Raw genomic sequence first — 18,605 nt, 5'->3', positions numbered from 1 at the left:
GTTCCTGGGCCATCGCGAGCGAAGGAGAGGCCAGCGAAAAGAGGATGCTGGGCGCAGTCGACGCAAGCAGCGCCGATCGGAAAATCGCTGAATATTGCAAGGTTAGATCCCCTTCATTTAATGCGAATAGTTATCATTCGCGAGGGGGATTAGCGCTTCGGTCGGGACGCGCAACTGGCCCAGGGATAAGGTTGGGATGTTGTATACGCGCCCCAATGTTCCGGTAACTTATCGCGCGAGACGAACCTCTACAGCAAAACCGGGCTTGTCCAGAACGGTAGCACAGCCTCCATGGATTTGCGCAACGGCAGAGACAAGTGCCAGACCCAGGCCATGTCCGTCGGTGGTGCGGCTGGCTTCGGTCCGCGTAAAACGGCTGAACAGCCGATCACGTTCGGTTGCCGGAACACCAGGGCCATCATCGCAGACTTCAAGAATAACGAAAGCCTCGGTGGCACTCAGATTGAGCGTGACCGTCGTGCCAGCCGGCGTATGCCGCAGTGCGTTATCCAGAAGGTTGGTGATAAGTTGGGACAACAATCGGGCATCGCCCCGGATACGAAGTCCCATATGGATGGTGGAATGCAGCGCATGACCTGAAAGCTCGAAATCGGGCGCATAGGTTTCGACCACATCCTCGACCAGATCTCCAAGCGCCAGTTCCTGGAAATCTCGCTTGAGCGTGCCCGCCTCAATTTCGGATATGCGAAGGATGGCCGAGAAGAGCTCAAGCAGTTCATGGGATTCTGCTATTGCCGCCTCGATCGCGCGCGTGCGCTTGTCTCCGCTGAAGGCGAGTGCCTCATCCAGACGATTGTTCAGGCGCGTCAATGGCGTTCGAAGGTCATGTGCAACATCGCTCGATACCTGTCGAAGATTCTCGACCAGGGCAGCATTGCGGTCCAGCATATGGTTGAGCGATTTGGCGACGCCGTCGAACTCGTTGTCAGATCCGTCCAGCGGCATGCGCTGGGTCAGGTCGCCTCCGATAATGGCCTGAGCCGCATCGTCGAATCGGCGTAATCGACTGCGCGTTACAGCGCCAACGGTCCAGGCGCCCCCGACAGCCAGAAGAAGCATGGCGGCAAATGAAGCCGAAAACAGCTTCAGGATCGTGATGTCCATCTCGTCGATCACCGTGCGATCTGCCGCCACCAGAAGGCGGCTGCCGTCGGGCAGATCGGTGATGAGAGCCTGCGCTATGGCGCCCTCCTTCCCATAGTGCAGCAATTCGAAATATCCTGCCTTTGCCGGGATTTGCGCATCCAGTGCGCCGGCCAGTCGTCGGCCTTGGGGATCGACCAGAATATATCCAAGGCTTGCCGTGCTGTGTCCGGCATCGCGCTGGTGAATGAGTTCGGCCAGTGCCTGGGTTCCGCCAGCATCCGCCCGCTCCAGCAAGGCGTTTGTTTCGGTGGCGGTTCGATGATCCAGCTGCACCTCCATCGCCTCATGGGTGAGCGCATAGGCCAAGAGCCCGATCACAAGCGTCGCCAGCACGAAGGCCAGGCTGACCAGCGCCGTAAGGCCGAAGGTCGTTTTCCATGGGCGGGGCATTAATTGCTCCTGATCATGTAACCCGCGCCGCGAACCGTCTCGATCGCATCGACATCGAAGCCCGCATTCAGCTTCGAGCGAAGCCGACTGAGATGGGTCTCCACGATATTGGTCTTGGGCTCGAAGTCGAAGTCCCACACGCGTTCGAGCAGCATGGTCCGGGTGACCACGCGATGGGAATTGCGCATGAGTTCGGCGAGCAGCGAGAATTCCCGCGGCTGCAAAATGACCTTCTTGCCTCCGCGATGCACTGTGCGCCTGTGAAAGTCGATATCGATGTCGCCGACGGTCAGCCGGGACTGTTCGACTTGCGGTGCCTGCCGTCGACCAAGGGCATTCAAGCGAGCGAGGAGCTCGGAAAAGGCGAAGGGCTTGACCAGATAGTCGTCAGCGCCTGCCTCGAGCCCCTCTACCCGATCCGCTATTCGACCAATTGCGGTCAACATGAGAACGGGCGTGAGGTCGCCGGTCGCGCGCAGCATCTTGAGCAGGGATAGACCGTCCAGTCCTGGCAGCATGCGATCAACGATGATCGCGTCATAATTGCCGTCCGTTGCCTGGAACAGACCCTCTCGTCCTTCTTCCACAAGGGTCACGGCATGCCCCACTTCCTTGAGGCCCCGGCTGAGGAATTCGCGTGTTTCCCCATCGTCTTCGATAATCAGGATATGCATGCGTTCTTCTACTCCATCACCCTGACCGGATCGAGCGGCTCAGGTGCTCGCTGCCATCCACCGCCCAGCGCACGGAACAGGGAGATATAGGATTGTGCCAGCAGATGATCCGACTGTCCCTTTTGAAGAGCAGCCATTGCAAGGGTTCGTTCGGCATCGATCGCCAACAATGGCGACGCGTCACCAATCCTGGCCCGGGCACTGGTTCGACGGGCGTAAAGTCCTGCTGCCTCTCTTGCCCGGTCAAGCGCCTGGTTCCGGATGGCTTCGCTTTGCAGGCCCGCAAGTCCGGTTTCGACTTCCCTGAGTGCGCGCAGAACGGCGTTGTCGAACGAAGCCAGCGCAGCGCGTTCGTCTGCCTGCGCCTGCGCGATCTTGGCCCGCGCCGGCGCCTGGTTGGGGAAGGACCAGGAAATAAGGGGGGAGGCACTAGCGGAAAAAGCGCCGGACAGAAGTCCCAATGCGCCGCCCAGAGTGATCCTGGGATAGAGTTCGGCCCGCGCGATGTCGATCTTGGCCGTTGCCGAAGCAAGCTTGCGCTCTGCTTCGCGAATATCGGGCCGACGCGCCAGCAGTGCGGCACCGTCGCCGATTGGCACTTCGCTACTCGCTCTGGGCAGCAGCGTGCAATCGACCTTGGCCATCTGGGGCGCGGTAGGCGGCAAGCCCTGAAGCGTTGCGAGCCGGAATCTTGCGCTGGCGGCAGCGGCATCGAAAGCCGGGATCGTAGCTCTCGATGCTTCCAGCAGGCTGGCGGCTTGCGCCACCTCAAGGGGAGACACTTCCCCTGCCGACAATTGCTCGCGAACGGCCTTGAGGTTGCGCTCCTGCGCAGCGACAATCTTGTCGGCCACCGCTCCATTCTGACGCGCCGCACATAGATCGATGTAAGCGAGCACGGTATCTGCCGCCACGGCCACGCGCACACCATCCAGCGCGGCCGCTTGCGCCTGCGCGTCAGCGCGGGCGGCCAGCGCTCCTGCACGTAGCCGACCGAACAGATCGATATCCCAGCTTATGGTTGCTGCGGCATCATAATCAGTGCTCGACACATTGGCTGCGCTTGGCTGCCCCGCGGGATTGTCGATCGCTGCGCTGCTTTCGAGGATCGGTTGCGGAAGTCGCGCTGCGTCCGCCTGCCGGGTCGCAGCGCGCGCTGCTTCGAGATTGGCGAAGGCTACGCGAAGATCCGCATTAGCCGCGAGGCTCGCTGCAACAAGCGCATCGAGTTGGCTGTCATTGAAAAGCTGCCACCAATTGTCCGGCAAAGGTCGGTCGATCACATGTTCGCCACGCGAAAAGGGAGGCGGAGCCTGGGTAAGGCCCGATGCCGGTGGCGCGCCTTGCTGGGAGACACAGCCGCTTGCCAGGAGTCCGGTAGTCATCAGGCACGCGTGAAGGATGGCCGTTTTCATATTGCTGCTCCCTTCATGCGAGCATCTTCGGGCGAGGGCTCGGCCGGCCCAGCCGCATCCTCGCCGTACCGAGCGTAGAGGGCAGGCATCAGGAAAAGATTGAGGAGCGTGGAGGATACAAGTCCACCAAGAATGACGATCGCCATGGGATGTTCGATTTCATGGCCCGGCGCGTTCCCCGCCACGATCAGCGGTACAAGCGCAAGGCCCGCGCAGGCTGCAGTCATGAGGATGGGAACCAGCCGCTCTTCTGCTCCACGCAGAACCAGCGATGGACCAAAAGCCTCTCCCTCATGAACACGCAAATGGTGATAATGCGACAGGAGCATGATGCCGTTGCGTGCCGCGATGCCGATGACGGTGACGAACCCGACGAGTGATCCCAGCGACAAGAGGCTGCCGGTGAACGCTACAGCCACAACGCCCCCGACCAGCGCGAAAGGAAGGCTGACCGCAACCAGCGCAGTGATCCGGTGAGAGCGGAACTCCATCCACACCAGCACCAATATCCCGACAAGACAGAATAGGCCGGTCGTCCAAAGTCGCTGGCGCGACTCCTTGAGCGCTGCATATTCGCCAAGGATCTTGGCATGATAGCCTTGAGCAAAGCGGGTCCTGGCCACGATGGACTCTACTGCCTGGGCGACTGTGCCCAGGTCCGCGCCACTGACGTTGAGCGTCACATCGAGGCGTCGCTGCCCGTCCTCGCGCTTGATCTCATTGGGAGCAGGCACCACTGCCACGTCCGCCACATCACGAAGGCGTACCGCGCCGCCGTTGGGTGTCTGGATCATCAGATCTGCGAGGGCATGCATGTCGCCTCTGGTCGCTGCCTCTCCCCAGAGCGCCACGTCAAAGGCCTTCTGATCGCGGTAAATCTCGCCGAGCTTCTGTCCGGCAACGAGGGATTGCGCCTGGCGACGCACCTCGCCCGGCGTCAGGCCAAAGGTCGCCAGATCACCGCTGCGGGGACGGATGCGGATCTGCGGGACCAGGACCTGCTGCTCGACCTTGAGGTCTGCTACGCCTTCCACTCCGGCTACCTGTTGCTTGATCCGGTCCGCTGCAGCACGAAGCTCATTCTGATCGGGACCAAAGATCCGCACCACAACCGTCGCACTTGCACCGGAAAGAACTTCCTTGATCCGCTCGCGCAGATAGGTGAGCACATCCCGGAAGAGCCCTGGATAGCCTTCGATCACCTCCTTGATCCTGGCCACGCTGCCCTCATAGTCTGCCTTCTCGTCCAGACTTATCCACAACTCGGTGAAGTTCGGGCCGACCACCTCGTCGGCCGCTTCCGCCCGCCCGATATGTGCGCCGAAATTGCGGACGCCCGGGATCGCACGAAGCTCCTTGGAAACCCGGATGGTGATCCGATCCATGGCTTCGATGGAGGCTCCGGGTTTTTCGAGCCAGTGCATGAGGAAGTCGGTTTCGCGGAATTCCGGCAGGAACTGATCCTTGAAAGTCGCATAGCCGACACCCGCCAGAAGCAGGCCCGCTCCGATCACGATCATAACAGCACGCGGTGCGGCAATGATATGCGGCAGCATTGCTGCATAACGCCCCTTGAGCGCTCTTACGAAACGCGTGTCACCTTCATGTTTGACCGGAGCATTGGGCAGCAGAAACAGGCAAAGGGCAGGGGTTACGACGAGCGCAACCAGCAGCGATGCTGCGATAGCCAGGACATAGGCAATGGCGAGCGGCTGGAAGAATGTGCCGGCGACCCCGCCCAGAAAGAAGATGGGAAGAAAGACCAACATCACGATCAGCGACGCGAAAACCACCGCAGAGCGCACCTCGAGCGATGCCGCCAGTACGACGTCGAATGGTGTCCTGGGATTATCGGCCGCGCGATTAAGGCGGAGCCGCCGGGCAATATTCTCGACGTCGATGATGGCATCATCGACGACTTCTCCAAGCGCGATCACCAGACCGGCAATGACCATCGTATTGATGGTCGCCCCGCTCCAGAGCAGGACGAGCCCGGCACCGAGCAACGACAGGGGAATGGCGACCAGACTGATAATCGCCTGCCGCCAGTCCCGGGTAAAAAGAAACAGTACGACCGCCACGAGGAAGCAACCAATCGCGAGTGCGCGGGTGAGATTGTCGATCGAGCGTTCGATGAAGGTCGCAAGTCGGAAGATGCTGCTGTCGACCTTGACGTCCTGCAAACCGGGCTTGAGCTCCTCCAGGGCAGCTTCGACCGAGCGCGTGAGTTCGAGAGTGTTGCCTGTCGGCTGCTTCTCGACGATGAGCATGATGCCTGGCCCATCATCAATGATCGCGTTCCCGATCGGCGCGGCATAGCTCTCGGTCACCCGGGCAACATCGCCTACGCGGATCGGTGCATCGCCGGTCAATTTGACGACAGTTCGAGCAAGGTCATCGGCTGTCTGAACTGCGCTTGGCTGCTGCACCGCGAGGCGCTGATTGGCATTGTCGACAAAGCCGCCGCCTCCGACCAGAACGGCATCACCGGTTGCCAGGCGCAGTTCATTGAGGGTGACCCCAGCCGCACGTAGCTTGTCAGGATCGACGAGAACCTGAAGCTGACGATCGCGCATGCCCCACATGGCGACATTGGCGACGCCAGGCACAGACATGAGCCTGGGTCGAATAGTCCAGCGAACCAGTTCGGACAGTTTCATCTGGTCGAGCTTTTTCGAGGAGATGCCGATCTTCATGGCGCGGCTGGTCGACGAGAGCGGGGCCAGCATGATCGGAGGGCGTGCGGCAGCAGGCAGTCGAGCCTGTGCCTGGGTGACCCGCTCCTGCACCATCTGCCTTGCGCGGAAGACATCCGCGCCGCGCTCCAGGAGGATGACCACGGACGAAAGACCCAGGACAGACTTGGACCTCAGCGTGGCTATGCCAGGCACGCCATTCACCTTGGTTTCGATCGGAACGGTAATGAGGCTTTCGACTTCTTCCGTCGAGAGCCCTGGCGCTTCGGTCTGGATCTCCACGATCGGTGGCGCAAATTCTGGAAAGACATCCAGCGGTACATCGGTCGATGCACGCAGTCCGAGCACGACGAGGATGGCGGCAAGAACAAGAACGATGACGCGCTGCTGAAGTGCGCTGCGGACGAGCCAGGCGAGCATCAGTGCGCCACTCCGAATTCGGTGCCGAACAGTTCCATGGCGCCGACCGAAACGACCTGTGCTTCAGGCGCCAGGCCACGGATGACGACAGCGCCGTCCTGTCCGCTCGACAGGGCTTCGATGCGCTGCCGTATGAAATTGCCCGGAGCCGTCTGGAGATAGACCCATTCTCCGCCGTAAATGTCCCGTACGATCGCACTGGCTGGGACGGAAAGCCCTTCCTGGGTCTTGCCGAGGGGAAGTTGAATGCCGACGCGCTGTCCCACGCGCCAGAATTGGTCGCTATTATCGAGCGCATAATAAAGGTCGACCGTACCAGCTACTGCATTGGCCGACGGCGGGGCTTGAACCGGTGTCCCTCTGCGTCCTCCCTGCGAGGCTCCCAGAGGCACGACGATGATGGAAGCATTGCGGTTGATGGCAGCAACATCGGTACCGGCCACGGAAACGCGGACCCAGAGACGTGACTGGTTGCCCAGGGACGCAACTGCGGGCCCGAGCAACCGTCGTTGCTCGATCGCAACCTGGGCCTGGGCCTGGGCTGTTGCGAGCGCTGCCGCAGCCTCGTCCCGAGCCCTGACGCTTCCAGCTTCTTCTGCAACGAGCCTGCTGGCGCGTTCCAGCGCAATGCGCGCGAGCCGGACCTGCGCGCGCGTCCGCTCGACCTCGCCGTCAGCGCTTGCCTGGCTGGCACCAATTTGTGCCAGATTGCTGAGAGCACCGGTGGGTACCCCACCGGTGCCATTGGGAACGACGATTTCGCCGCTCGTTTCTCGCGCCAGCGCAGCCGTTCCCGCACCAACCCTCGCCGTCTCGATGCCGAGCCTTTTTACAGCTTCGGGCTTCAGCGTCAGCCTGACCAGTTCGGTCTCATGCGCGACAACCTCACCATGGGATGGAGGGGGGGAGGATTGCTTGCCCTGCTGACTGCAGGCGCCGAGCACAACGAGCGCACTCAATGGCAGGAATAGGAGAGAGGTCGTTCGGATCATGCTGCTCACCGATAAATGGATCGGTTCGAGCCCTATCGAACTTGTCTGGCGTCCAAATCTCGCCAACTATACCATTTGTCCATCTTTGCTGGAAAAGTGGCCACAGCCCTCAAAATCGCAAAGCCATTGCAATCCCGCCGCCCTGCCCGTCGCTCCAGGGAAGCATACGAACATTGTTGTTGCGCCTGGTCGTGAGAAGCAGACCTGATGCTTCGCCCAGAAGGGCGCCGGCAGCGACATCATACCAGTGATGCTTGGTGCCCTGGACACGAGAGATTCCGACGATGGTCGCAACCAGATGGGCCGGAAGCCCGACCTTCCAGCCGTAGCGGTTCTGGAGCGTTGCAGCTGCCGCAAAGGAAGTGGCGGTATGGGTGGAGGGAAAGCTCCGCCGGTCGCTGCCATCCGGGCGGGTTTCAGGGAAGATATCCTTCAGTCCAAGAGACACCAGCGTGGCGGCACCGACACTTCCACCTGCCTGAAGCGCGCCTTGCCAATCCTCCTGAACGAGGGGCGTGCCGAGCGCCGCAAGTACCAGCGCATCTCGCCCGATGTTACTGGTATCGCGCCACGTCCGGTCGGACGCCTGAGCATATCGCGGGGTGAACAGGACACAGCAAAATACTGCAACCACGATGAAAAGCCGCATGAAAATCCCCTGCCAGGCTGGATGCCCGTGCCGGCAGGACGGCGTCATCCAAGGGGGGCCTCAGTCGAGAAAATCCCTTGCAGGAAAAATTATTGGAAATGTTGTTGTGCTCTTTGAATCGATTGGCCCGATAACGATCTGGATCGCGCCGTTCTTCTCCCTTGGCTTCCGCTATCAACGATCGTTTCTGAGCGCCCACCATATGATCCGGACCATGAGGGGCCAGCAGCGGCAGGTGCATTGGCGCTGGAAGGCGGGTTCGAGGGAAGATGGGACGGGATGCTTCTTTTCGGGTTCCACGTCGAACCTCACAAGATGTCTGCGGCGGGGGCGACCGCGATGTGCGGGCGGCTGGCCGGATAAGTGCGCCATTTGCGATGCAGCGGTTTCAGGCCGCATGGCGCACAGCCCCTCGCAGTGACGAATAGGCCTCGAACAGTCGGAAAAAATGCTCGTCCATCGTGGTGACTGAAGGTGCCGCAATTGCAGCCCGGCTGCGCCATATGTCCGGGTCGGTAGCTGCGAAATTTTCTATCGCTTCGACCAGACTTGCCGTGTCACCTGCGCGGAAGCGGAGACCGATTCCTGAACGCGCGTGATCTGCAGCGCCTCCTTCATCGGGCACGATCACGGGGACTCCGCTGGCGCGCGCTTCTGCGGCGGTCATGCAGAAGGTCTCTGCCTCGCACCCGTGGACGAGGGCATCGGCGCTCGCCAGCAGGCTCGCGAGCCGCTGCCGGTCGGTCGTCGGCGCCAGCAAATGGATATGCGGGTTGTGTGCGGCTGCACGGCGCACCCGCGCGCTGTCCCGGCCATCACCCAGGAGCACCAGGCCGACGGGCCGACGGTAACCGGCGAGCGTCGCAGCCTGTATGACCATGGGCCATCGCTTCTCGGGTGCATGTCGGCCGACCCCCATTAGCAGCAGACCATTCTCATCCAGGCCGCATCGCGCGAGAAGATGCCGTCTCAAAGTTGCGTCGCGATGGAATGGGGAAAAGATATGGGGCTCTACCCCCATGGGAACGGTGCAGACTGAACCGACGCCCCCGGCGCGCAGGCGCGCGGAAAGACTGTCATTTGCGCTCACGACTATGTCGAAAGCCTGTCCGAGCCTTCGCAAATGCCGCCAGTACCAGTCAAAGCCCCGGTCTATGGCTGCCCGCGGCGCAACATTGCCGAACCAGCGATAGGCATAGGCCGACAGAGGATCTGCATGCATGACCAGCGCGCGCGGGACATCGCCGCGCCAGCGTGCAACCATGGAGGCACTCGACCATGGCGACGATGCTTCGACCAGGTCGGGGGCAAGCCCGTCCAGCATGTGGTGCAGCGCCGCCTCATCATCGAAATAATGATAGCGCCGATCCAGCGGAAAACGCTTGGCTGGAATGGTCACGACGCTCCCGCCGCGCGCAGGCCGCCGCGCCAGTTTCTCGCCCGGCGCAAGGATGATTATGTCATGCCCCGCCGCTGCGCCGGCATGCAGTTTCCGCTCTACATAGGTCTTAACCCCGCCGCCCTGCGGCGCATAAAAAGCGCAAACGTCGACAATTCGCATGGGCTAGCGCTCCAAAGGTCCGAAGGAAAACAGGCCGCGCCGATAGTTGAGCCTGATGGGAATATGGGCCGGAGCGGCTCCTACGCGCGCCGACGCCGTTGCCGCTGACGGTTTCGACAATCCGAGTTTGGGATTGCCTGCAAAACCCACGCCGTCGATCGAGAGCGAGAATTTCCGGTTGGCGTCGCGATCATGCATCAAGCTGATCGCGTAGACGCCGGGGCCTGGTGCCCGGATGCACAGCGTCACTGCCCCCTGGGAAGGGACGGTTTCCTCGACCCGCCGAAACACCTTACCTTGAGAGATCAGGATATTGTCGTCGGCGAGAAAATCGGCGTCATTTGCTGGGTAGAGCTCAAGCTTGAGGCGTCCCCTGCGGTCCTTCAGTCCCTCGACCGACACGAGAAAGGCTGGTCCGCTTTCATTTGGACGACAGAGCCCCTCGGCCTTGCCCAGATCTGGCGATGAAGGGATCGGCGCAGCGGACATCATGACAAACAGGATCATGTCCGATCCTTGATCAGACCGTTCATTCCCAGAAGCAGACCGACGACAAGATGTGCGGCAAGGATCAGCGTGGCCATCAAAGCCATCGCCGAAACAATGTCGCTGTCCCGTCCGATCAAGAAAGCGGCCACGCCCGCAAAGACGACATCCTTGTTGGGAAGCAGGGGCAGCCTGGAGAGCAACTGCCTGATCGTTCCAAGGATGATCCACATGCTCAGATCCACCGAGGGGAGCAGCAGATGCCACATCATGGCGGCCAGCAATGTCGTGGCCAGGATACGCAGCACGTGAATGGCGGAAATCAGCCACAGTTCGTGCCGAGGCAGCGCGAACAGCCGATTGCGCAAAAGCATGGCAAGCATGGACGTCAGCAGGACGAAGAAGATGGATCCCGATATCTCCCATCTGCCAATCCCCGCGACGCCGCTGCCCAGAAGCGGGAAGGCGAAGATCATCATGATCAGCGTCACGACGTTGCCGGCGAGCGCAGACAGGATGGTGACGTCCTTGAGCGCCGCAAAGGGGGCGGACCTGATGTTGGCGCTACGCCTGGCCCATGCGTAGAAATAGACCTCGCCAAGATATCCGAGCAGGATCTCGTTGCTCACCAGCTTGCGCAGAAGCGCGCCGAAGCCCGCCGCCGGGATATGCCAGAGTCGCCGAAAAATGACCCATTCCGAGATCGGGCCGGCAAGATAATAGGCGGCGAACGCGGTCCAGAATAAGGGTGTCGTCGGCAGAAGTTGCAGGAGGTGCGCCGTGTCCAGGCCCCTGAACTGCTGCAGGACCGCCAGCAGGATGAGCAGCGAGATGATCGGCCCTGCCCATATCGTCCAGTTGCGTCCTGTCCGTATCAGCGGCTCTGGTGCAATCATGGCGCCAATGGCTGGCACCGTGGGCTGGAAAACGAGATTTGAGGAAAGGACTGAACCACCTGAATTCGGGTCCGTCATGATCGTCTCTTGATAGTTGCGTCATCCATGGGACGGCGCACTCAGGACCGAACCTCAGCTTGCGGATGGCAATTATTTTTCGGGATGGAGCGGTATGTAACATGTTTAAAACAAGCGATATAATCGCCGCATGCCTGTTCGATCGTGAAACGTCTCGCCTGGGAAAAACTGGCATCCTTACACTGGTGCATGCGACGGGCTGCAGCGATCGCAGCAGCCAGATCATAGAGATTGCCGACAGGCACGAGCGTCGCCAGACGTCCATGTCGCGTGAGTTCGGACATGGCGGAACTGCAATTGGTCGCGATGATCGGAAGTCCTGCGGCGAGCGCTTCGATGATCACCGCCGGTACGCCCTCATAATTGGACGATAGCAGGAAAATATCGAATCCCGTGAGGTGGCTTGCCGGATCGGGCACATGGCCCTTGAACCGAACCCGATCTCCTATGTTCAGTTGCAGGGCCAGCGCAGCAAGGCGTGCGCGCTCCGGCCCGTCTCCATATATCGTCAGGCAATCGCGCATTGTTGCAGCGACGGCGAAGGCGCGAAGCATGAGCCCGAAATTCTTCTGCGGGACCAGCCTTCCCACCGCCACGAATTGAAGCCCCTCATTTTCCTGCCGTCGACGGCCAATGGCACCGGCTCGTAAAGTCTCGAGTTGGCGCTGGTCGATCGCAGGGTCGGCTATGATGGAGATGCATCTCGATGGGATGTGGATGGCGGAGGATATCTCCCTTTCCATCGCATGTTCCATACCCACGAAATGATCGATGAAACGGGCATGGAGGCGCACCCATAGCCGATACAGCGTGCGGATCGGCCCGGGCAGATCCTTGCGCTCGAGATCATTGCTGATCTTGGCGACAATAGGGGGACAGCGCCTGCCCAGCAGCAATTTCATCGCGAGTGCAACGACAGTGTAGCTGTTGCCAGCACAAAATAGCAGATCAGGCTGGAGCCGCCGAATGACGGCCGGCAGGGTCATCATCATCCACAACGTCTCGAAGCGCCTGGTGGAAAAGGGCGGTTGGCGTGGCTGATGGAATTCGAGCGCGCGTGCGAGTTCATTCTGCATCGGGCCATCGGACCGGCCCATGAAGAGAGGGGCTTCAATACCGGCGCCCCGCCAGGCGCGGACAAGACGCAGCGCTACACGTTCCACGCCGCCGGCTTCGAAGCTGTGAAGAAATGTCAGCACGCGCATATTCGGTTCAATCGTCCAGCAAATGCCCATAGCGGCTCGGCCGGCGGGTCAGGACCGCCCGCTGCAGAACATCATTGATGCTGAGCATGATAGCCGGCTGGGTCGTGTCACCGGGATGGACGGCGACCCTGAAATTCTCTGCTCGATGCAATAGCGGCGGCAGAATATGTGCGACCGCCAGGGATGATGCCATGCGGAGTTTGCTCCGGCTGGCCCATGTCATGACCGGTCCACGCGCCAGAATTTGCCCAGTCATGGGTGACCAGATCTTCATATGATCTTCCGCAATTGGGAATCCGAGTTCCTCAAGCGCTGTCAGGGCGGGTTCTCCATACAGCCAGGCCGGCGCAACAAAGCCGGCAATCGGTTGACCGGTAATCTCCTCGATCAGGGCCCGCCCGTCTGCAAGCCTCTGACGGGCCGTGGCGAGATCCAGTCCGAGAAATTCTCCCTCGCCAGCCGTCATGTGCCGAGCCTTGAACCGGGCGCCAGGGCCGCCGTGGCTGGCTCCGTCACGATGGAACCAGCCATGGAGAAAAATCTCCGCGCCGCTTTCCGCCCATCGGCGAACCCGGCCAGCAAATGGCGAACCCGCCGAAATAGGATGATCGCCCCAATGGTTGGGGACCACCAGCATCGCGGTTCGATCAAGCCGCACATAGGGGGCGACATGATCGATGAGGCGATCTACCGGCCCCTCAGAGGCGGGGCCGACATCGTGGATCGAGAATAGGAGCCGCTTCTCTCTCATAGATGATAGCGAAAGCTGGCTAGGGCGCGCGCATCGTTGACAATGGCTGATCCCTCCAGGCCGGTAAGGTCCATTGCGGGGCGACGCATGTCGCTGACGCAAAGGCGCCAATCGATCGATCCGGAGACGCCCGGTGCCGGACTGGCAAGGGCAAGCTCAGGGCCAGAACCGGTCAATGGGGCGCCCCCCAGCGTCTCCGCCAGGCGAGTGAGGGCATCATGCCGTGACGGGCGAGAAATGGACCGATAGTCCAAGGAAAGGCGAGAGCCCTGCGCATCGTCGACGGCAAGCCCGATACTGGCAATATTGGTCGATAACCGGCGGGGATTGATCTCCACGACATGGAGGCGTCGCCCCATATGCGCGTAATCCCCGTTCAGAGACAGGTTCAGCATATCCATCAACGGTATGGCCGCAGTGAAGGATATGCTTCTCAAGGACCAGCGATCCTGATCAGCGCTTCCATCCTGATGGACAAAGGATGCGGCACGGTTGGCGGACAGGCGAAGACTGGAAGTGCCAAGCAGCAGATTGAGCGAACGAGATCTGACCCGTGCCAGATCGAAATGATCGGTGGGCGTCGCGACGGCGAGCGCGTAGGTCTTGGGGGCATGCGCAACCGGTACCCCGTGCAAGAGCCGGGCATTGCTCGCTACCAGAAGGGGAGCATAGCGTGGATCTTCATTGGCGGCCCGCGCCGGCATGGCTTCCAAAGCTCCAAATAAGACCAGCATTACGATCCCGAACGCATGATGCGCAGATATAATCATCGGCTCACATCTCCCCGTTCCGTGCCTCGACGGCGTGGTGAGATGGAGACCTCAGCTTCAAGCCCAGCAATTTTTTCCGTGATGGAAACTGAGGTGCCCGTGCCTTCGCACCGTCGCAGGCGGCGAATACGGGAGACACAATTTGCGTACCTCAAAGGCAGTTCTGATCGCAGCTTCGCTCCTGGGCATGCTCGGCGCTGCGGCACCGACCCCGTCATCGCCGGATCTGACGCCCAGGCTCCCACTGCCTTTCGACGGGCATCTGTCCGTGCTGACCTATAATATCCATGGTCTGCCCTGGCCCGTCGCAAGAGGTCGGGCACAGGCATTCGCGCAAATTGTGCAGCATTTGCGGACCATGCGCGAGGATGGAACGCAACCCCACATCATCGTCCTGCAGGAAGCCTTTACAGCTGACGCTCAGGCGATCGGCCGGGCAGCGGGCTATCGATACGCCGTGGAAGGTCCGGCCGCGCAGATGCCAGGACAGGGAAATCTTCCGCGCGGCTCGCATGCTCTGGCAGACGGCGCCGCATGGTATCATGGCGAAACGCTCGGCAAATATGTCGGAAGCGGGCTTCAGATCCTGTCTGACTATCCGATCGCGGGCGTCCGGAAAATGGCCTTCCCGGCTTTTGCCTGTGCAGGATTTGACTGCCTCGCAAATAAGGGGGCGCTGCTCGTCAGCGTCGCGCTTCCCGGGCAATGGGACAGGGTCGATATCGTCACGACGCATCTGAACAGCAGGCGTGCGTCACGGGTCCAGGACGACCGATCGCTGGCCGCCTACCGATTGCAGGTCGATTATCTCACCAACTTCATTACGAGCGCGCATGATCCATCGCGGCCCCTGATCGTTGCAGGGGACTTCAATGTCGGCAGCGTTGCAGCGCGCAAGCAGGCCCTGATCTCAAATGCTCAGGCCAGATGGTGTCAGGACGGCGATATTGACGACGCCTATGGAGAAGCGGCCCGTCGTGGCATTGCTCTTTCGGCCGATGCGCGTTTTTCAAAGAAGCGCGCCCGCGACTGGCAGTTTTTCACACCCGGCCGACGTACCGACCTCGAACTGAGCAGCATCGATGTCCCGTTCGGCCATGAACCGGACGGAACCATGCTGTCTGACCATGTGGGCTATTCTGCGACCTATCAGTTGCGCAATCGCCAGCCTCTTACCAGGATCGCGCCAGGGCGAGTGTAAGGGTGCGAGGACGGATTGGCGTATATTGCGCTTCCTTTCGAATCGCGAAAGGATTGCCGAAGGAGAAGCTGTCACCCCGAATATCGAACAGATTGTCCATATTGATGCTGAGGGTCCAATGGCCTCGCATGGCCTCTGCATGGGCCGACGCGGTCGCATAATTGCCCATGCTTCTGTCCAGATCATCGTCGAAGGACAATCTTGCTTTGCCGATATAATTGGCCTGCAGCCCGGTCCTGGCCTGCCAGCCACCGGCCAAGGCGAAGGACTTGCCAAGAGATGCACGGCCAGCGAAGGCCGGTGCTATGGGAAGGCTGCGATCATCCAGCTTGACGCCATCGGCCGCACGCGTGAGCAACGCAGATTGCGCACTGCCACCGGCGGAAATGGTAAAGCCATTGCCCAGATTCCAATCCAGAGCGATCTCGGCTCCTATGATCCGTCCCTTGCCTGCATTGCGGGTAGAGACCAGCCCATCTTCGAGCAGATAGTCCGACTGGATGTCGTTCCAGAGCGTGTAATAGGCGCTAGCCGAAAGGGACCAGCGACCGTCGAGAGCAGCCTTGCGAAAGCCAAGATCGAAGGTGCTCAATTCGTCCGCATCGAATTGGCGCGCCGACGTGGTTTCCGCCGGCGCCAGACCTCCAGGGCGCATCGCCCTTGCATAGCGGAGATAGACAATACCCGATCCGTTCAATCGATAGGAGATTGCGGCGCTGGGAGACAGGATGGTCTTGCGCGCACGAACGGGTGTGATTTTGGGTTCATCACCGGTTCCGTCGCGTGTGATGCTCTGAAACAGGCGCGCGCCGATCGTCGCATCCAGACGATTGAAGAGCGGCAAGGTCGCTTCACCGAATATCGCATATTCGACAACCTGCCGATCATAGATTTCCACTATGGCGGAATCGCCCCCTTCCGGGGTGACGGAAGCCTCCCCTCGCGTGGTCGCCCGAAGGTAGGAAAGGCCGGCGAGCCAATGCTGCTCGCCTTGAGGTGCAATGCGCAGTTCCTGGTTCAGCACCGTATATCGACGATCATCGTCGAACCGGACCTGGCCCGTCAATCCGAACTGGTCGGCAGCGCTGCTGGCATCGAGAACATAGTCGAAACCATGCTCGACATAGCTGGTCGCAGACGTCAGCTCCAGCGTACCGATATTGCCTTTGACGGTGCCATGCCACAGCTTGAAATCATTGTCGGTGGGCTCGGCAATGGGATGATCACGCGACAGCATTTCGTCGGACTGAAGCACATATTGGCTGTCGCGCGCATTGATGTCCTGCAGCATGAAGCCTGCATCGACCGTCCATCGCTCTGAGGGCTGCCATCGCAGCGCTATCCGCGCGCCGACGGTCTCCGTTGAATTGGTCGCCTTGTCGGAACCATTATTGGATATCCAGCCGCCTTCCAGAAGACGATAGCCCACGGCGCGTAGTGCCAGGCGGCCATCGACGATCGGCAGGTTCATGATGCCCTCGGCACCCGTACCCAATTCGCCATGCTGAACGGCCTGAGCTGACAGTCGCGCCAGGGCATAGCTGTCATCCAGTTCGGCCTTCCTGGTGACGATGTGATAGATGCCACCTAGCGCGCCCGAACCATAGAGCGGCCCTTGCGGCCCTTTGAGGACTTCGATCCGATCGACATCGATGAGCCGGAGATCGGGGTCCGGCGCATTGAATGTCACCCTTGCCTCATCGACCTGGACTGCAACCGTCGATTGGCTCAGGCCGTTGAATGGGCTGTCGGCAACCCCGCGGATAAACTGTCGGTTACGCCCTGGTCCCATGTTGGTCATGGCCAGACCTTCCATGTCGAGGCTGATGTCGCGGGACGTCGGACTTCTCGCTCCCCCCAGCGGATCAAGCGACAGAACGGATACTGATAAGGGGATATTCGCGAGCGGCTGTGGCCGCTTCTGCGCGGTCACGATGATTTCACTTGCCGCAGGCGCCACTGTGGGGGCAGGCGCGCGGGGGGATTGCCGGACTGCGATTACCGCCGGCTTGGGCTCGATACGATAGAGGCGATCGCCGATCCTGAGCGCTTGAAGTCCGGTTCCTTCGAGCAACCGCGCCAGGGCTTCCTCGGGCGACAAGCGCCCTTTCACACCACGCGTTTTCAGTTGTGCGACATTGCCCTTGAAGCCGATGGAGATACCCGTCGAGGCGGAAAATTTGTCCATCGCGGCCATGAGCGGCCCGGGTGCGATATCGAGACTGACTAACGGTGTGCGCGCAAGAACCGTTTCCGGGCCAATCTCACCGGCCAGCAGCAATATGCACAAGATCGCCTTGCTGACGCACTTCGAGCCCCATGACGGCCGCCAGGTCGCTGGCGAGTTTCGATCCGTCACCGATGACAAGAATGCCCGAAAAATGCTTGTTCTCCAGCGCGGAATCGACAGAAATCTTCTTGCCCGAATATCGTTCGATGTCGCCAGCCACCATTGCAAGCGGCGCATTCGTATAGGTCAGCCGGCCACTGCGCCAGCTTCCCACTTGGGAGGGCTCTACCGTGCTGAGTGTCAATAGACCATCCTTGCCGACCAACTGATGGCCGGCATCGACCCTGACTGCCGAAGCGGTCTGCGCGCCGGCGACGGAAACCGCTCCCTGTGCGACACCGACCCGCAAGGCAGAGTTTGCAAGATTGACCGAAAAGCGGGTGCCAATATCGGTAACGCGATAGTTGCCGGCCGATACGGTCAGGACGCGCGAGGGATCGTGGCGGACGTCAAAATAGGCCTCCCCCTTCGCAAGCTCGATTTGCCCGTCATTCTTTGCCGATACCAGAATGGCGCTTCCCGGCGACAGTGTGACGCTGGTGCCGCTGGCCAGAGTGATCATGCGCGGCGCCGAGCCTTCGTTGTTGTAGGCAATGGGTCTGGATGTCTGCCAGAATGTCGGGAGCGCAACGGCAAGCGTCAGGCACGCGGCAAGAGCACCGCCCATCACCAGTCGCGGCTTCCAACGGTGTCTTGGATCGATTTCGGCGACAGGAGGAGAAGGCTCATGGATCAGAACGTCCCGATGTTCGCGGACGACAGCATCGACCAGGGCAATCGAATCAAAGGCTTCCCGGTGGCGGGGGTTTGCCTCCAGCCACGCGAGATAGCCGTCCCAATCCGCATCGTCGTGCTCGAGCGCCGCCTGCCAGGCAATCGCCTGGTCAAGCATCGCTTCGTCAAAATCCGCACGCGCCGTCATGGCGATTGCCCTTCCACCTGTTTGATCACTGTGTGACGATAT

At 60.7% G+C, this 18,605-nt stretch carries 15 protein-coding genes; 1 reads left to right on the top strand and 14 read right to left on the bottom strand.

All coding sequences use genetic code 11. The annotated features are described in order from the left end of the window. Window positions 1-228: 228 nt before the first annotated feature. The 12 genes from E5554_RS01755 to E5554_RS01700 form a co-directional block, all read right to left on the bottom strand. Window positions 229-1,557 carry an ATP-binding protein gene (locus E5554_RS01755; RefSeq protein ID WP_136185786.1) on the bottom strand — a complete coding sequence of 443 codons (1,329 nt, stop codon included), beginning with the start codon at window positions 1,555-1,557 and terminating at the stop codon, window positions 229-231. Beyond that, on the bottom strand, window positions 1,557-2,231 hold the full coding sequence (locus E5554_RS01750) for a response regulator transcription factor (RefSeq protein ID WP_136185785.1): 675 nt from the start codon (window positions 2,229-2,231) through the stop codon (window positions 1,557-1,559). The genes E5554_RS01755 and E5554_RS01750 overlap by 1 nt, the downstream gene beginning before the upstream one ends. Before the next feature lie 8 nt (window positions 2,232-2,239). Further along, window positions 2,240-3,646 (bottom strand): TolC family protein, encoded by a 1,407-nt coding sequence (locus tag E5554_RS01745; protein WP_247594349.1) that lies wholly within the window; start codon window positions 3,644-3,646, stop codon window positions 2,240-2,242. Continuing rightward, a complete protein-coding gene (locus E5554_RS01740; protein ID WP_136185784.1) occupies window positions 3,643-6,762 on the bottom strand; it encodes an efflux RND transporter permease subunit in 3,120 nt (1,039 codons plus the stop codon). The genes E5554_RS01745 and E5554_RS01740 overlap by 4 nt, the downstream gene beginning before the upstream one ends. After that, window positions 6,762-7,754, bottom strand: a complete 993-nt coding sequence (locus E5554_RS01735; RefSeq protein WP_136185783.1) for an efflux RND transporter periplasmic adaptor subunit — start codon at window positions 7,752-7,754, stop codon at window positions 6,762-6,764. Before E5554_RS01735 ends, E5554_RS01740 begins: the two co-directional genes overlap by 1 nt. Window positions 7,755-7,863: 109 nt before the next feature. After that, complete coding sequence (locus tag E5554_RS01730) at window positions 7,864-8,403, bottom strand: phosphatase PAP2 family protein (protein WP_136185782.1); 540 nt, start codon at window positions 8,401-8,403, stop codon at window positions 7,864-7,866. A 388-nt stretch (window positions 8,404-8,791) separates the two neighbouring features. Further along, complete coding sequence (locus E5554_RS01725) at window positions 8,792-9,964, bottom strand: glycosyltransferase (RefSeq protein ID WP_136185781.1); 1,173 nt, start codon at window positions 9,962-9,964, stop codon at window positions 8,792-8,794. A 3-nt stretch (window positions 9,965-9,967) separates the two neighbouring features. Further along, window positions 9,968-10,471 carry a DUF2141 domain-containing protein gene (locus E5554_RS01720; protein ID WP_136185780.1) on the bottom strand — a complete coding sequence of 168 codons (504 nt, stop codon included), beginning with the start codon at window positions 10,469-10,471 and terminating at the stop codon, window positions 9,968-9,970. Continuing rightward, entirely contained in the window at window positions 10,468-11,424 is a 957-nt protein-coding gene (locus tag E5554_RS01715; RefSeq protein ID WP_247594348.1) for a hypothetical protein, read from the bottom strand. Before E5554_RS01715 ends, E5554_RS01720 begins: the two co-directional genes overlap by 4 nt. A gap of 41 nt (window positions 11,425-11,465) precedes the next feature. After that, complete coding sequence (locus E5554_RS01710; RefSeq protein ID WP_168708661.1) at window positions 11,466-12,629, bottom strand: glycosyltransferase; 1,164 nt, start codon at window positions 12,627-12,629, stop codon at window positions 11,466-11,468. Between the two features lie 7 nt (window positions 12,630-12,636). Next, window positions 12,637-13,380: a polysaccharide deacetylase family protein gene (locus tag E5554_RS01705; RefSeq protein ID WP_136185778.1), complete on the bottom strand. Its 744-nt coding sequence runs from the start codon at window positions 13,378-13,380 to the stop codon at window positions 12,637-12,639. Beyond that, a complete protein-coding gene (locus E5554_RS01700) occupies window positions 13,377-14,114 on the bottom strand; it encodes a hypothetical protein (protein ID WP_136185777.1) in 738 nt (245 codons plus the stop codon). Before E5554_RS01700 ends, E5554_RS01705 begins: the two co-directional genes overlap by 4 nt. Window positions 14,115-14,292: 178 nt before the next feature. Between E5554_RS01700 and E5554_RS01695 the strand changes: the two genes are divergently transcribed. Beyond that, window positions 14,293-15,351, top strand: a complete 1,059-nt coding sequence (locus E5554_RS01695; protein WP_136185776.1) for an endonuclease/exonuclease/phosphatase family protein — start codon at window positions 14,293-14,295, stop codon at window positions 15,349-15,351. Here E5554_RS01695 and E5554_RS01690 read toward each other — a convergent pair. Both E5554_RS01690 and E5554_RS01685 read right to left on the bottom strand, forming a co-directional pair. After that, the gene (locus tag E5554_RS01690; protein WP_136185775.1) at window positions 15,323-17,632 is read right to left on the bottom strand and encodes a TonB-dependent receptor; all 2,310 of its coding nucleotides are present in this window, start codon (window positions 17,630-17,632) and stop codon (window positions 15,323-15,325) included. The two genes, E5554_RS01695 and E5554_RS01690, sit on opposite strands and share 29 nt — an antisense overlap. Continuing rightward, window positions 17,616-18,563: a FecR domain-containing protein gene (locus E5554_RS01685; RefSeq protein ID WP_136185774.1), complete on the bottom strand. Its 948-nt coding sequence runs from the start codon at window positions 18,561-18,563 to the stop codon at window positions 17,616-17,618. Before E5554_RS01685 ends, E5554_RS01690 begins: the two co-directional genes overlap by 17 nt. Window positions 18,564-18,605: the final 42 nt, after the last annotated feature.

The sequence above is a fragment of the Sphingobium sp. PAMC28499 genome, assembly GCF_004795815.1.
Taxonomy (GTDB): Bacteria; Pseudomonadota; Alphaproteobacteria; order Sphingomonadales; family Sphingomonadaceae; genus Sphingobium; species Sphingobium yanoikuyae.
This window is presented reverse-complemented; position numbering and strand designations above follow the sequence as displayed.

Excerpts from the sequence above, each read along its gene's own strand:
- E5554_RS01755 (WP_136185786.1), bottom strand. The coding sequence starts at position 1,557 with ATGCCCCGCCCATGGAAAACGACCTTCGGCCTTACGGCGCTGGTCAGC.
- E5554_RS01750 (WP_136185785.1), bottom strand. The coding sequence starts at position 2,231 with ATGCATATCCTGATTATCGAAGACGATGGGGAAACACGCGAATTCCTC.
- E5554_RS01745 (WP_247594349.1), bottom strand. The coding sequence starts at position 3,646 with ATGAAAACGGCCATCCTTCACGCGTGCCTGATGACTACCGGACTCCTG.
- E5554_RS01740 (WP_136185784.1), bottom strand. The coding sequence starts at position 6,762 with ATGCTCGCCTGGCTCGTCCGCAGCGCACTTCAGCAGCGCGTCATCGTT.
- E5554_RS01735 (WP_136185783.1), bottom strand. The coding sequence starts at position 7,754 with ATGATCCGAACGACCTCTCTCCTATTCCTGCCATTGAGTGCGCTCGTT.
- E5554_RS01730 (WP_136185782.1), bottom strand. The coding sequence starts at position 8,403 with ATGCGGCTTTTCATCGTGGTTGCAGTATTTTGCTGTGTCCTGTTCACC.
- E5554_RS01725 (WP_136185781.1), bottom strand. The coding sequence starts at position 9,964 with ATGCGAATTGTCGACGTTTGCGCTTTTTATGCGCCGCAGGGCGGCGGG.
- E5554_RS01720 (WP_136185780.1), bottom strand. The coding sequence starts at position 10,471 with ATGATCCTGTTTGTCATGATGTCCGCTGCGCCGATCCCTTCATCGCCA.
- E5554_RS01715 (WP_247594348.1), bottom strand. The coding sequence starts at position 11,424 with ATGACGGACCCGAATTCAGGTGGTTCAGTCCTTTCCTCAAATCTCGTT.
- E5554_RS01710 (WP_168708661.1), bottom strand. The coding sequence starts at position 12,629 with ATGCGCGTGCTGACATTTCTTCACAGCTTCGAAGCCGGCGGCGTGGAA.
- E5554_RS01705 (WP_136185778.1), bottom strand. The coding sequence starts at position 13,380 with ATGAGAGAGAAGCGGCTCCTATTCTCGATCCACGATGTCGGCCCCGCC.
- E5554_RS01700 (WP_136185777.1), bottom strand. The coding sequence starts at position 14,114 with ATGCTGGTCTTATTTGGAGCTTTGGAAGCCATGCCGGCGCGGGCCGCC.
- E5554_RS01685 (WP_136185774.1), bottom strand. The coding sequence starts at position 18,563 with ATGACGGCGCGTGCGGATTTTGACGAAGCGATGCTTGACCAGGCGATT.